This is a genomic window from Hymenobacter gelipurpurascens (assembly GCF_900187375.1).
In the GTDB taxonomy this organism is placed as follows: domain Bacteria; phylum Bacteroidota; class Bacteroidia; order Cytophagales; family Hymenobacteraceae; genus Hymenobacter; species Hymenobacter gelipurpurascens.
In genome coordinates, this window is the sequence record NZ_FYEW01000002.1 from 1,464,959 (window position 1) to 1,478,836 (window position 13,878).

Consider the following 13,878-nt stretch of genomic DNA (forward strand, 5'->3'; position numbering starts at 1 on the left):
GGGCATTAAACCAGCCTCACGCGGCTGCCCTTTTGAGCTACCCCATGTCAAAGATTCCTTTTACAGGCAAGAGTCCCCAGGCCCGCCAGCAACAGCAGGTAACGTCCACGGATCCACTGCAGCCCGCTGAAGCCTACAATCCGGAGCACCCGTTGTTGGAAGACCCGGATGCGTTGGCTATCCGTTTGGTGGAGTCGGAGGATTTCCTGCGCCGTAACAAGAACGTATTGCTAGGCCTAGCGGCTGTGGTAATATTGGCGGTAGCAGGTGCCTTTGGCTATTATATGTGGCGCAGCTCGCAGGACGAGAAAGGACAAGCGGCCATGTTACGGGCCGTGAGCTATTGGGAAGCTGACTCCCTGCAGAAAGCCATGAAGGGCGACGGTCGTAACCTGGGCCTGGAGCGCGTTGCTTCTGAGTACAGCGGTTCGGCTGCCGGCAACCTGGCCAACTTCTATGCGGGTGCTGGTGCGCTCAAAGAAGGCAAGTACAAAGAGGCCATTGATTACCTGGAGGACTTCAGCTCCGATGACCTGCTGGTACAGGCCCGGGCTTATGCCTTGCTGGGTGATGCCCACCTGGAACTGAACCAGCCCAAAGAAGCAGCTGACTTTTATAACAAGGCGGCTAACCACAACGCCAACGAGTTCTTCTCGCCGGGTTATCTTCTGAAAGAAGCTACTGCCCGGGAGCTGGCGAAGGACTACGCGGGTGCCGTCACTGCCTACGATAAAATCCTGAACGATTACCCCGCCGCCGCTGAAGCAGCTGAGGCAAAGCAGTACAAGGCCCGCGCCGAAGGACTAACTGGTAAATAGGTATACTTGCTTACTGCAAACAGAAAAGGTGGCCTAGGCCACCTTTTCTGTTTATAAACGGGCCACATCAAACAAAGTGGGGCCGGAGAAGTAGGTGTGCAGATAGTTGCTTCTTTTGCAGCAGTATTCATGCAGGCTAGTTGCAGCAGTATTCATGCAGGCTAGGCCTATCGGTCTCCTTCACTTATCATCAATACCTCATCCATGGCAACCGCACTAAAGAACCTGAGCGACTACACTTCCGATAACTTCATCGACATTTCCGAGAAACGGTTTGGGCTGGTAGTAGCCGAGTGGAACCGCGATATCACCGACACGCTGGCGCGAGGTGCCTACGAAACCCTCATCAAGCACGGCGCTAAGCCCGAGAACATCTTCCGAAACACTGTGCCCGGCAGCTTCGAGCTCACGCTAGGCGCCCAACTGCTGGCGCAGCACGAGGAGATTGATGCCGTAATCTGTCTGGGTGTGGTTATTCAGGGAGAAACCAAGCACGATGACTACATCTGCCATGCCGTGGCCAGCGGTATCACCAACGTAGGCCTCAAGTTTAACAAGCCGGTTATTTTTGGGTTGGTAACTACCAACACGCTGGAGCAGGCCTGGGACCGGGCCGGCGGAAAGCATGGCAACAAAGGAGTAGAGGGTGCCGTGGCCGCCATTCATATGCTCGGCTTCTAGGCGAATTGCTAGCAGAATGAGCGCAGTGGCCTAGCGGGTGTAAAATGCTTACCAGCTCACTTAAACTCAACTGTAGTTGGATAAGCCACAAAAGCGTAGCTTTGCGGCCAGAAATACCTGACAGAAAGCAACCAGGCAACATGGCGGCACCTGCAGGGCCAAGAAAATCCTAAACTAATTTTCTTGGCCCGCTGTTGAAAGCACATTGGGTCGATTTGCTGCTTTGCAGTTATGGTAATCGTCTTCTATCATTAATCTCTTAGCTCCCTGCACCAACATGAGTGACGAATCCCTACGCTATTCCAGGGAAGATCTGGCTGAGTTCGAGCAAATCATTCAGGATAAGCTCACAGCTGCCCGGAAAGAAGTGTCGTTTATCAAAGAGACGCTGAGCCGCAAGAACGATTCAGGTACCGACAATACTGCTTCTTCCTCGAAGGTACTGGAAGATGGTGCTGACACCGCTGAAAAGGAAAGCCTAAACCAGTTGGCCTCGCGCCAGATGAAGTTTATCCAACAGCTGGAAAATGCATTGGTACGCATCAAGAATGGCACCTATGGTGTTTGCATCGGTACGGGCAAGCTCATCCCTAAAGAGCGGTTGCGCGCAGTACCACATACGCAGCATTCTATTGAAGCCAAAATGGCTCGCCGCGACTAAACCTGCGGTAGGCCACTTTTCTGCCCGGACCCACGACCGGGGCTCTGCTAAGAGCCGCGCCGCTGGTCCGGGCACTGTTTTCTGCCACTGTTCGTTGCAACAGTTCAGCAGCACATTTTTTGAATTTTCACCTGTACCGTAGCGATACGGCACGCACGCTCTTCCATTATGGGCAAGCAACACAACTCCGGCGACACGCCTGGCCGCTCAGGCCGCTCTTCTTATCGTCCTTCGGGCAGCAGCCCTGAGGGCTTCCGCAAAACAGGTGGCCCCGGCCGTAGCCGCGACGACCGGCCTACGGGTGGCAACCCTCGCTTCGGCGACTCACCACGCAGCGGTGGCGGCTATGCCAATGATCGGCCGTCTGGCCCTCGTGGTGGTGGCAGCTTTGGTGGCCCCAAGAAGTTCGGCGGCTCTGGCTCCAGCTTTGGTGGTCCCAAGAAATTCGGTTCAACGGGCGGTGGCTTTAACCGGGGTGGCGAAGGCCGGCCCAGCGGTGGTGCCCGCCCATACGGCAACCGTGAGTACGGCAACGACCGTCCGCAGCGCTCTTTTGACCGCGATGCCCCACGCCGCTTTGATGACCGCCGCGAAGGCCGCTCCGACCGCGACAACGACCGTCGGGATGAGCGCCCGGCCCGGCCCTATGAGCCCAAGGCAAACTGGCCCGGTCAGCCTTACCGTCAGGAAGGTCAGCCGACAGTTCCGCGTGGTGGTGCCGGGGAACGTAATCGGAAGTTCAACAAGAAAAACCCCAACGAGCCTGATACCCCTCCGGCTGAACGTTTCCCATCGCGCCCAGAGCCTACCGCCCCAGCTCGCGAATTCGGCAGCGGCCCCGACCGCGAAATTCGGGCAGCTCGTCCGTTTGACTTCAAAGGTCGTCCCGATGGCCTCGATGCCGAGGAGCGTGCCCCACGCCGTGAGAGCTTCGAGCCGCGTGAAGAACGCCCGGCACCACGCCGCGAAGGTGGCCTAGGCCAGCGCAGCTTCACTGACCGCAAAGAAGGTGGCTACGGTGGTGGCAGCTTCGGTGAGAAGCGCACGGCCCGCCCCGGTGGCTTCAGTGGCGACCGGCGGGAGGAGCGCCCTGCTCGGCCCAACAACTTCAGCGACCGGCGTGAAGAGCGTGCCCCGCGCCCCTACGGCGAGCGGGAGAACCGCGGAGCATTCGGTAATGACCGTCGCGAGGAGCGTCCGGCCCGCCCCTACGGCGACCGTCCGGAGCGCACTACCAACAAGCGTACCGGCCGCGAGCTAGACTCGAACCAGGCTGGCAAGCGCAAGTTTGGCGAAGTAGCCGGCGAAGCCCCCGACTACAAAAACCTGAAGTTCTACGAAGACGACAAAACCCGTGGCAACAAGCGCCGTCGGGAAGAAGAGGAGACCAGCGTCGATGAAACGCGCCTCAACCGCTATATCGCCAACGCCGGCATCTGCTCACGTCGGGAAGCCGACTCGCTGATTGCCGCTGGCGAGATTAAGGTGAACGGCGAAGTGATTACGGAGATGGGCTACAAAGTGAAGCCCAACGATACGGTGCAGTACGGCAAAACCAATCTCAACCGCGAGAAACTGGTGTATGTGCTGCTCAACAAGCCTAAGGATTTCATCACAACGACAGAAGACCCAGAGGGCCGTCGGACGGTGATGGAGCTGGTGGCCAACTCCTCGAAGGAGCGTATCTTCCCAGTAGGCCGCCTCGACCGCAACACGACAGGTCTGCTGCTCTTCACTAATGATGGCGAAGTGGCGCAAAAACTCTCGCACCCTTCGCACCGCAACAAGAAGATCTACCAGGTAGAGCTCGATAAGCCGCTGACAGAAGAACACCTGAAGCAGATTGCCGATGGTCTGGAGCTGGAAGATGGCAAAGTGGAAGTTGATGACGTGGCTGTAGTGGCGGGCAACCCACACTTTGTGGGCATCGAAATTCATGTTGGTCGCAACCGCATTGTGCGCCGCATCTTCGAGCACCTTGGCTACGACGTAGTGACGCTGGACCGCGTGCAGTATGCTGGCCTGACCAAGAAAGACCTGCCGCGTGGCAAGTGGCGCTTCCTCTCCGAGAAAGAAGTCATTCGCCTGAAGTATTTTATGTAAGCACGCAACCGCTCAGCTCCTGGGCGGCTCTTAGTGGTGAAGTTGTGAAATGTTGAAAAGAAGAGTCAGGGGTTCATCAAAACCCTGACTCTTCTACTTCGGCAGAACGCAGCTTCACCATTTTTGTGGGACAAAAGGGTTCATTTGCTCTTTGATTTCGTCATTTCACTTTCTCACGGCTTGCGTAGTTTTTCCCTCGATATTGGCAACACGGCGGTGAAGTATGGCTTCTTCCAGGATGATGTGCTGGTAGAAGCGGCCACTCACCAGACGCCTGACCAAGTGCGGGCTGCCCTAAAGCGTCTGCAGCCCGAGCACGCCATTGTCGCCTCCGTGGCAGAATCAACGGCAACATGGGCGGCAGAGCTAGGCCAGTTGCTACCTGGCCTAGTGCTGGAGTTTGCACCCGCTACCACGCCTTTGCCAATCCGGAATGCCTATGCAACGCCTCAGACACTAGGCGCCGACCGGCTGGCCGCCGCCGTAGGAGCTGCCTGGCTACTGCCGGCGCATGATGTGCTGATTGTGGATGCGGGCACCGCAATCAAGTGCGACCTAGTAGAAGCAGCGGGCATATTTAAAGGCGGGAGCATCTCACCTGGCCTAGCCATGCGGTTTCAGGCCCTGCACACGTTTACCGGACGCTTGCCGTTAGTACAGGCGCCCCCGGACCAAGCGGCCGCCATACCCCTCACCGGCGACGACACGCAGTCGGCTATCCGGAGTGGGGTGTTGAACGGTGCGGCAGCAGAGGTCCGGGGAATTGTGGAGGAATATCGGGCACTTTATCCTGGCCTGGCGGTGGTCCTGGCCGGGGGCGATGCGGCTTTTTTCCATGCCCGGCTGAAAGGCTCTATCTTTGTCATACCGGAGCTCGTGCTAATGGGGCTTCACCGAATTTTAGTACACCATGTCTCAACCTAATTTCGCCGGCCTTGCTGGTGGTCTTTCGCTGCTAGGCCTACTGGCGGCAGCTTCGTCGGTGCACGGCCAAGGGCTCGGCAACTCGCCTTATTCGCGCTTAGGCCTCGGCGATGCTACCAGTAACCAAGGCGGCGTCCGGCAAATGAGCATGGGCGGAGTTGGAGTAGCAGCGCCCAACAACGTGAACGTAAATGAGCTGAACCCGGCGCTGCTCTACTACACCTCCCGCACTACGTTTGAAGCCGGCTACACAGGGCAGTTCAAAACCTTGCGTAACTCGGTTACCTCACAGCGGACGGGCTCGGGCAATCTGGGCTATCTGGCCTTGTCGGTTCCGATTTCAGGCCGGGTAGCGGGCGCTATTGGCCTCAAGCCTTACAGCACCGTCGACTACGAGTCGAACTCGATAACCACCATTCAGGGCGACCCCACCTCGCAGGCTCAAACCCAATACAAGGGTAGTGGTGGCCTAGCAGAGGCCTACGCAAGCCAGGCGCTTCGGGTAGCGAAGGGCGTAACGCTGGGCGCATCGGTGGGCTACGTATTTGGTAGCATTGATCAGCAGGCGGGCACGGTCATCTTCAACTCGACCTCCACGAACCTTAACTCTGACCGCAACATCTTCCTGCAGCATGTGCACTACTCGGACTTTACGTTCCGCGGAGCAGCGCACTATCGCGGAAAGATCAAGGACAAGGTGAATTTCAACCTGGGAGGCGTATATAGTTTCCAGTCGAACCTGAACGGGGAGCGCACCACCTCGCTAAACCGGGAGACAGTAGAAGGAGTAGCTATTTCCTCGCAGGCCCTGACAACTGATGTGAAGGGCAAAGCCACAGTGCCGGCGCTAACCCAAGTGGGCATCAGCTTCGATAACAACAAAAACTGGAGCCTGAGCCTTGATGGCTCGAAGCAGGAGTGGTCTAAATTTCGGGCCTTTGGTGAGGCCGGTGGTTCCTCCGGAGTCCTGCTCAGTGACACATATCGGGCAGGCCTGGGCGGCGAACTGACCCCAGATGCTACTTCTGTTGACAGCTATTTCAAGCGTGTAACGTATCGGGCTGGCCTGAACGTGGCCCAGATGCCCTACCGCCCCGGCGGCAACACGCTCTACGACCGATCAGTGAGCTGGGGTTTTGCCTTCCCGCTACCAACGGCTACGGCTCTTGATGCTACCACCATCAGCCTGGGCTTCCAGTATGGCCAGCGTGGTAACACCGATACCCGTACCTCCGATGGCAACGTGGAGCGCAACGTGAAGGAAGACTACGTACGGATGCAGCTAGGCGTGACCCTGAACAACCGGTGGTTCATCAAGCGTAAGATTGAGTAAGCAACAGATGAGTGGCCTAGGGAGAGTTGTGCTGAGCAGCAGTCTGCTGCTAGTAGGGTTGATGAGCTGCCAGAAGCAGGCGGAGGAAGTAAAGAAACGGACTCCGTATTCTGGCCCAATGCTCGAAACCACTCAGGTGCTCACGCTCATCAGCGACTCCGCAAAACTACGCGTACGGCTCACGGCGCCCCTGGAGCAGATCTATGAGAACGGCGACCAGGTGTACGCGAAGGGCGTGAACCTCACGTTTCTCGGCGAAGACGGGAAAACCGTGGTTAACACCATCACGGGCAACTACGGGAAGCTGGAGAAAAACAAAAACCTCTACACCGTACGCGGCAACGTGCAGGTAACCAACGTGGAAAAGCAGCAGCGCATGAACACGGAGGAGGCCTTCTACGATAAGTCGAAGGCCACTATCTACACCGAAAAAGACATGGAAGTGCGCGTCACGACGCCCACGGAAAAGCTGACAGGACGAGGCCTCACGGCCAACCAGGATTTCTCGCGCTACAAGATTCTAACCCCTACGGGCGTCTTCGCCGTCGATCCGTCGGCCCCAACATCGGCTCCGGCGCCAGTGCCCGCAACTCCAGCGGCTGTCCCGGCGCCGGTTCGTTAAACTACCTGTATGAAACGCTTTTGGGACCCAGGCATTGGGCGCACGCTACTGTTTGTATTGGCCATCTTTACGTTCGTGGTGGCCTCCTTCCAAACTTTACGAGAGGGCAATATGGATGGGCTGTACCACAACTACTGGCTCTACATGATTTCCTTCGGAGCCATCATTTACTTCCGGTATCTGAAGCAGCGTCATAAAGAAGCTGTGGCGGAAGCCGAAGCCGCTCGGCTTGCTGCTGAGGCCAAGAGTAAGCCCAAAACGAAAGGTAAAAAACGGTAGTCCAGCCGCCGGCGTGCCAGCAAGAATCAGCAAAAAGCCTTCGCTCATGAAGTACCATGAGCTAAGGCTTTTTGCTTTACTCAGTATCCTGCTTGCTTCCAGATTCTTGCCATCTGCTGATCAATAGTTTCCGCTACTGGACGTCGCTAGGCCACTCGTTCGGGGCGTAACTTTGAATGTCCGGGGTATTCTGGTTATTTTGCACCTCATTCACTTTTTTACCTGTGCTTTTTTTTAAGTAATGGCATTAATTAACACGATTCGCGAAAAATCGGGCTGGGCAGTCGGGGCCATCATCATCGGCCTGCTGCTCTTTATGCTGGGAGGCGACTTTCTCTACGGGCGCAACAGCATTTTTGGTGGCAACGACCGCACAGTAGGCGAAGTGGCCGGTGAAAAAGTGGAGTACGATGACTTCAACGCGGCTCTGGAGCAGGCCAAGCAAGGCTTCATTGCCCAGCAAGGCCGCCAGCCCGACGAAAATGCCATGGGCTACTTGCGCGACCAGGCCTGGAACCAGATCCTGTACCGCATTGCTTTCCAGAAGGAGTTTGATAAGCTGGGTCTGAAAGTATCTGACGAAGAGCTGACGGACATGGTGCAGGGCGAAAACCCGCACCCCAGCATCCGCCAGGCCTTCACTGACCCCCAGACGGGCCAGTTCGACCGTGCAAAGGTGATTGAGTACCTGCGCAACCTCGATAAGCTGCCCCCGCAGACCCAGGAGGCCTTCCGCAACTTCGAAACCAACCTGAGTCCGGAGCGGCTGGCTATCAAGTACAACAACCTCCTCAAGCAGAGCACTTACGTGACGTCGGCGGAAGCCAAGCGCTTTGATGAAGCCCAGAACACCAAAGCCAACCTGCGCTACCTCCTGGTGCCTTACTTCGCCATCTCCGATTCAAGCGTGAAGGTGACCGATGAGCAAATCCAGGCCTACATTGATAAGAACAAAGGCCGCTACAAAGTAGAAGATGGCCGCAGCATTGAGTACGTAACGATTCCCGTAACGGCCTCAGTAGAAGACAGCGCCGCCGTACGCAAGACGGTAGACGAGCTGGCTACCCAGTTCACCACGGCTCCCAACGACTCGTTGTTCGCGAAGCTGAACTCTGACCAGCCCTACAACGGGGCGTACCTCACGCCCGCTGATATGCCCGAGAAGCTGCGCGCGCAGTTGCCGCTGCAGGTAGGTAAAGTATATGGTCCATATGCTGAGAACGGCACGTTCTCGCTGTTCAAAGTAACGGGCCAGAAGGCCGGCACGCAGGCTGCGGCCCGCGCCAGCCACATCCTCATCAAGCCCGAAGGAACTACGCCCGAGGCCGATGCCGCGGCCAAAGCCAAGGCGACCGACGTTCTGAACAAAATCAAAGGTGGGGCTGATTTCGCGGCCATGGCCCGTCAGTATGGTACCGATGGTACTACCGCCACCGGTGGCGACCTGGGCTGGTTCCAACAGGGCCGTATGGTGCCGGAGTTTGAGAAAGCCGTGTTCGGCGCTACTGCCGCTGGCCTGTTGCCAAACTTGGTAAAGACCTCATTTGGCTACCACATCATCAAGATTACGGCTCCCAAAACCACCCAGACCTATCAGGTAGCCGCGGTGCAGAAAACCATTCAGCCAACCGATGTTACCCGCGACGCCGCGTACCAGAAGGCGCAGCAGCTGAAAGGTTCGGCATCTGATCTGGCCTCCTTCCGCGCCGCAGTGGCAAAGGATAAGAGCTTGCAGAAAGTAGAAGCCAAAGGCCTCGGCCGCGGCGACCAGGCAGTGAACAACCTGCAGGGTGCCCGCCAGCTGGTACGCTGGGCCTATGGCGTAAATCCCGAGGGCGGTGCTGAAACGAAAGTAGGCAACGTATCGGAGGTGTTTGAAATCGGCGACCAGTACGTAATTGCCGTCCTGACCGGCGAGCGGAGCAAGGGCGTGGCCGACGTAGCCAGCGTGAAACCCGAAGTATCGGCGCTGGTGCGCAACGAGCTGAAGGCTGAGCAGATCATTAAGAAGCTCAGCGCTTCGAAAGGCACGCTGGAGCAAATAGCACAGGCCTACGGCAGCAACGCGCAGGTAAAAACGGCTGATAACGTAGCTCTGGGCACCGGCATGATTCCGGGCCTGGGCAGCGAGCCAGTAGCCGTGGGCAAAGCTTTCGGTCTGAAGCCTGGTCAGAAGTCGGCTCCCTTCCAGGGTGAGCAAGGCGTGCTAATTGTAGAGCCCGTGAGTGTGCAGAAGCCCACCACCAATACCGACGTGAAAGCCGTACGTCAGCAGTTGGCCGCTCAGCGCGCCGCCCGCGTAGATGGCCTCACGTTTGAGGCGGTGAAGGCCCACGCCAACGTGAAAGATAACCGCACCAAGTTCTTCTAGGCCACTTCGTAGGTCAGATGTTAAAAGGACCGCGCCGCAAGGTGCGGTCCTTTTTTGTTAACTGATAGGGAGGAGGTGGGGCGTATCCGTAGGCCACTCCCACAGATTTCCTGCTTATCTTGAAATGAATCCGGGCGCCGGCCCGTTGCTGCTGAAACTCCCTGTTGTATGCGCCGCCTTCGTCCTCTGCTGATTTCCTTTGTGCTTCTAACTGCCTCCGCTCCCTTGCACGCCCAGCAAGAGACAGACGATGGCTCCGCCAGCCTAGCCCGTGAATATGTGCGCAAGGGCGAAAACGACAAGGCCGTGTACCTGTTTGGCCGGCTCCGCGCCGAGCAACAAACAGCGCCCAATGTGCTGCCCGATTATCTGGCTGCCCTACAGGCTACCAGCGCGCATAAGGAGGCTGAGAAACTGGTAAAAAAGGCCCTGCGCCAGCGCCCCACTGATGTGACCTTGAGCGTTACATTAGGCCTAGTCTACCAGAAAGCCGGCGACAATGCAGCCGCGCAAAAGCAGTTTGAGAAGGTGCTAGGCCAATTGACCACCGAGCAAGTGCTACCGGTGGCAGCCGAGTTTCAGAAAGCCAGCCAGCCGGAGTGGGCCGCCAAAACCTATCTGCGCGGACGGGAGCTTTCAAAAAACGATACCGAGTTTGCCCCGCAACTTATCCAGCTCTACACCCAGGCCGGCCAACAGAGCAAGGTGGTGATGGAAACGTTGCGGCTGGTGCAGGATGACGAGCGGCAGCTGCCCTTCGTGCGCAATATGCTCCAGAACAGCTTGCAGGACGACAAGGACTTCGAGACGCTGGAAAAGGAGCTGCTAGGCCAGGTCCAGAAGAACCCGGAGCGTACCGTGTACAGCGAGTTGCTGCTGTGGCTGCAAGTACAGCGCCGCGACTTCACGGGGGCGCTGGTGCAGGCCAAAGCCCTCGACCGTAGGGGCCACACCGAGGGGCAGCGCGTATTGGATGTGGCAGAAATAGCCCGCCGCAACAAAGACTACGAAAGCGCCATCCAAGGCTACGACTACGTGGTGCGCGAGTACAAGGCGCCACCGTGGTATGCCATTGCTAGGCAGCGCCTGGTGCAGACCCGTGAGGAGCAGGTTCGCAATACGTACCCCATCAATCCGGCGCAGCTGCAAGGTCTGTTGCAGGAGTACCAACAGGTGCTCACCGACCTGGGCCGTACGCCCGAAACGGCACCGGTGCTGCGCAGTATGGCGGCATTGCTGGCCTTTCAGCTCGACCAGAAAGACAAGGCCATTGCCCTGCTGAATGAAGTCATCAATATGCCGCGCGCCAGCCTGGATGTGGTAGACCAGGCCAAGATTGACTTGGCCGATATCTTCCTGTTGCGCGGTGAGCCCTGGGAAGCTACGCTGCTGTACTCGCAGGTCGAAAAGACCCATAAGGATACGCCGCTGGGCTATGATGCCAAGCTGCGCAATGCCCGCCTAAGCTACTTTGCCGGCGACTTCAAGCTGGCCCAAAGCCATCTGGACATCCTCAAGCAAGCCACCAGCCGCGAAATTGCCAATGATGCCATGCAGCTCAGCCTGCTCATCACCGACAATACCGCTATGGACACCGCCGGCGTGGCCCTGCGCGACTACGCCGCCGTAGAGCAGCTCGTGTTCCAGAATAAAATTCCGGATGCCTTACGTGGCCTAGATGCTTTGCTGCAGAAGTACCCCGGCCATGCCCTGCAAGATGAGTCGTGGTTTCTGAAAGCTCAGCTCCAACGCCGCACCGGTGACTATGCCGCCGCGCTGGCCACACTGGATAAAATTACGGCTAACCCCAAATACGATGTGCTCAACGATGATGCGCTATTTCTGGCCGCCAGTATTCAGGAAGAAAACCTACAGGATAAGCAGAAAGCCCAGCAACTCTACAACGACGTGCTGGTGAAATACCCCGGTAGCATCTATGTAGCCGAAGCCCGCAAGCGCTTCCGCAAGCTGCGCGGCGACGCGGCGCTCTAGGCCACTCCCGAACTGTCATCCCGAGTGTAGCGAGGAATCTAGGTAAGTCTCCAGGTTAATAACTCAGATTCCTCGCCGCGCTCGGAATGACACAAAAACGCTCAGGCGAAGAACAAAAACATGAGACCCAGAATCACGAAAAACGCCAGATACATCAGGCCGTCGGTGAGGATGTATTGGCGGTATTCCTGATAGAATTCGCGGAGTTTCTTCATGATACAATAGGGGAGAAATAGCTGCAGCGAAATTACGGAATCTGACTCCAGAAGACGGAAGGAAACGCGGCCTGCGCCGTTTTTCTTTGTACTTTTGAAGATACCGCCCCTAGCGGCTTCTGGCAGAATTATGGAAAAACGATGGATTCGCAAGCCGGCGCCCGACGCCGAAAAAGTCCGGCACCTGGCCGACGCTCTTCGCGTCAACGAGGCTATCATTTCCCTGCTCTGCCAGCGGCGGGTGAGCACCTTTGAGGAGGCCCGTTCCTTCTTCCGCCCCGCGCTGGATACGCTGCCCGACCCGCTGCTGATGCGCGACATGGACCGCGCCGTAGACCGCCTCGTGGAGGCCCTGCATATGGGCGAGAAAGTGCTCGTGTTCGGCGACTATGATGTGGACGGTACCACCTCCGTGGCCTTGGTGTATAGCTACCTGCGCACGTTCTTCGGCCCTGAGCGCATCGACTACTACATTCCGGACCGCTATAAAGAGGGCTACGGCATCTCGGAAGCTGGTATTGATTTCGCTGCCGAAAACGGCTATGCCCTCATCATCGCGCTCGACTGCGGTGTGAAAGCCGTGGAGAAAGTGGCCTACGCCAATGCGCGAAGCGTCGATTTCATTATCTGCGACCACCACTTACCCGGCGCGGAGTTACCGGCCGCCGTGGCCGTGCTCGACCCTAAGCGCGTCGACTGCAAATACCCTTTTAAGGAACTCTCGGGTTGTGGCGTGGGCTTTAAGCTGATGCAGGCCTTCTCCCAGAATCAGGGCTTGCCGGAAGAGCCTCTGCACGATCTGCTGGACTTTGTGGCCGTGAGTATTGCGGCGGATATTGTACCCATCACGGGGGAGAACCGCACCCTGGCCTACCACGGCCTGCGCCTGCTCAACGACCGGATGCGCCCTCAGCGAGCTGGCCTAGATGCGTTGCGTGAGCTGGCCGGCATTCAGAATGCCGAGCTCAACATCAGCAGCCTAGTATTCGGGTTTTCGCCGCGTATTAATGCCGCCGGCCGCATGGGCGACGCGAAGCGCTCGGTAGCCATGCTGTTGGCCGAAAGCACCGAGGAAGCTAAGGAAAAGGCCGGGGTAGTAGATAAAACCAACCAGGAGCGCCGTGGCTTCGATACCAGCATCACGAAAGAGGCGTTGGAAATGATTGAGCAGGACGACATGCACCGCACGGCCAGCTCCACCGTGCTCTTTAAGCAGGACTGGCACAAGGGCGTGGTGGGCATTGTGGCCTCGCGCTGCCTCGATAAGTATTACCGGCCTACCATCATTCTCACGGAAAGCAACGGCAAAGCCACTGGCTCAGCCCGCTCCGTAATCGGGTTCGATGTACACCAGGCCATTGAGGAATGCTCGGAGCTGCTGGATCAATTTGGGGGGCACATGTACGCCGCCGGCCTGACGTTGCCCGTAGAGAACGTGCCCGCTTTCCGCGAGAAGTTCGAGCGTATTGTAGCCGGCCGCATTTTACCGGAGCAGATGATTCCGCCGGTGGAAATAGATCAGAAGCTGCAGCTCAGCGACATTACACTTGGCTTTTTCAACCTGCTTCGGCAGATGGAGCCCTTCGGCCCGGGCAACTCCAACCCGGTGTTTGAGTCGGAGAAGGTGTACGTAACGCCCGATTCAGCACGCATTGTGGGCAACTCTCACCTTAAGCTCACGCTTACCCAAGATGGCCGCCACACCGTGGATGCCATTGGCTTCGGGCTGGGTGAGTACCTAGAGGAAATTCAGCGCGGCCAGCCATTCCACGTGTGCTATACCGTGGAAATGAACGAGTACCGGGGTGTGAAAACGCTGCAGCTGCGCGTGAAAGATATTCGTTGGGAGTAAGCCTCAGCGGCTCTTCCACGCGCTTAC

The 13,878-nt window shown here is 57.6% G+C and carries 11 protein-coding genes; all 11 read left to right on the forward strand.

The window, feature by feature from the left end:
- Positions 1-44: 44 nt before the first annotated feature.
- The 11 genes from CFT68_RS18070 to recJ all read left to right on the forward strand — a co-directional run bounded on the left by CFT68_RS18070 (position 45) and on the right by recJ (position 13,851).
- On the forward strand, positions 45-818 hold the full coding sequence (locus CFT68_RS18070) for a tetratricopeptide repeat protein (protein WP_088844978.1): 774 nt from the start codon (positions 45-47) through the stop codon (positions 816-818).
- A gap of 204 nt (positions 819-1,022) precedes the next feature.
- A complete protein-coding gene (gene ribH, locus CFT68_RS18075; RefSeq protein WP_088844980.1) occupies positions 1,023-1,499 on the forward strand; it encodes a 6,7-dimethyl-8-ribityllumazine synthase in 477 nt (158 codons plus the stop codon).
- A gap of 277 nt (positions 1,500-1,776) precedes the next feature.
- A complete protein-coding gene (locus tag CFT68_RS18080; RefSeq protein ID WP_088844982.1) occupies positions 1,777-2,160 on the forward strand; it encodes a TraR/DksA family transcriptional regulator in 384 nt (127 codons plus the stop codon).
- A gap of 168 nt (positions 2,161-2,328) precedes the next feature.
- Positions 2,329-4,263 (forward strand): pseudouridine synthase, encoded by a 1,935-nt coding sequence (locus CFT68_RS21980; protein ID WP_088844984.1) that lies wholly within the window; start codon positions 2,329-2,331, stop codon positions 4,261-4,263.
- A 180-nt stretch (positions 4,264-4,443) separates the two neighbouring features.
- A complete protein-coding gene (locus tag CFT68_RS18090; protein ID WP_088844986.1) occupies positions 4,444-5,187 on the forward strand; it encodes a type III pantothenate kinase in 744 nt (247 codons plus the stop codon).
- Positions 5,174-6,520 (forward strand): porin family protein, encoded by a 1,347-nt coding sequence (locus tag CFT68_RS18095; RefSeq protein WP_088844988.1) that lies wholly within the window; start codon positions 5,174-5,176, stop codon positions 6,518-6,520. Before CFT68_RS18090 ends, CFT68_RS18095 begins: the two co-directional genes overlap by 14 nt.
- Positions 6,513-7,142: an LPS export ABC transporter periplasmic protein LptC gene (gene lptC / locus CFT68_RS18100; protein WP_245815437.1), complete on the forward strand. Its 630-nt coding sequence runs from the start codon at positions 6,513-6,515 to the stop codon at positions 7,140-7,142. The genes CFT68_RS18095 and lptC overlap by 8 nt, the downstream gene beginning before the upstream one ends.
- Before the next feature lie 9 nt (positions 7,143-7,151).
- A complete protein-coding gene (locus CFT68_RS18105) occupies positions 7,152-7,421 on the forward strand; it encodes a hypothetical protein (RefSeq protein WP_088844992.1) in 270 nt (89 codons plus the stop codon).
- A gap of 241 nt (positions 7,422-7,662) precedes the next feature.
- The gene (locus tag CFT68_RS18110; RefSeq protein ID WP_088844994.1) at positions 7,663-9,792 is read left to right on the forward strand and encodes a peptidylprolyl isomerase; all 2,130 of its coding nucleotides are present in this window, start codon (positions 7,663-7,665) and stop codon (positions 9,790-9,792) included.
- Between the two features lie 168 nt (positions 9,793-9,960).
- Positions 9,961-11,784 carry a tetratricopeptide repeat protein gene (locus tag CFT68_RS18115; protein ID WP_088844995.1) on the forward strand — a complete coding sequence of 608 codons (1,824 nt, stop codon included), beginning with the start codon at positions 9,961-9,963 and terminating at the stop codon, positions 11,782-11,784.
- Between the two features lie 345 nt (positions 11,785-12,129).
- Positions 12,130-13,851 (forward strand): single-stranded-DNA-specific exonuclease RecJ, encoded by a 1,722-nt coding sequence (gene recJ, locus CFT68_RS18120; RefSeq protein ID WP_170934850.1) that lies wholly within the window; start codon positions 12,130-12,132, stop codon positions 13,849-13,851.
- Positions 13,852-13,878 lie beyond the last annotated feature (27 nt).

Coding starts and splice junctions, on each gene's coding strand:
- ribH (WP_088844980.1), top strand. CDS start 1,023: ATGGCAACCGCACTAAAGAACCTGAGCGACTACACTTCCGATAACTTC.
- CFT68_RS18080 (WP_088844982.1), top strand. CDS start 1,777: ATGAGTGACGAATCCCTACGCTATTCCAGGGAAGATCTGGCTGAGTTC.
- CFT68_RS21980 (WP_088844984.1), top strand. CDS start 2,329: ATGGGCAAGCAACACAACTCCGGCGACACGCCTGGCCGCTCAGGCCGC.
- recJ (WP_170934850.1), top strand. CDS start 12,130: ATGGAAAAACGATGGATTCGCAAGCCGGCGCCCGACGCCGAAAAAGTC.
- CFT68_RS18070 (WP_088844978.1), top strand. CDS start 45: ATGTCAAAGATTCCTTTTACAGGCAAGAGTCCCCAGGCCCGCCAGCAA.
- CFT68_RS18110 (WP_088844994.1), top strand. CDS start 7,663: ATGGCATTAATTAACACGATTCGCGAAAAATCGGGCTGGGCAGTCGGG.
- CFT68_RS18095 (WP_088844988.1), top strand. CDS start 5,174: ATGTCTCAACCTAATTTCGCCGGCCTTGCTGGTGGTCTTTCGCTGCTA.
- CFT68_RS18115 (WP_088844995.1), top strand. CDS start 9,961: ATGCGCCGCCTTCGTCCTCTGCTGATTTCCTTTGTGCTTCTAACTGCC.
- CFT68_RS18105 (WP_088844992.1), top strand. CDS start 7,152: ATGAAACGCTTTTGGGACCCAGGCATTGGGCGCACGCTACTGTTTGTA.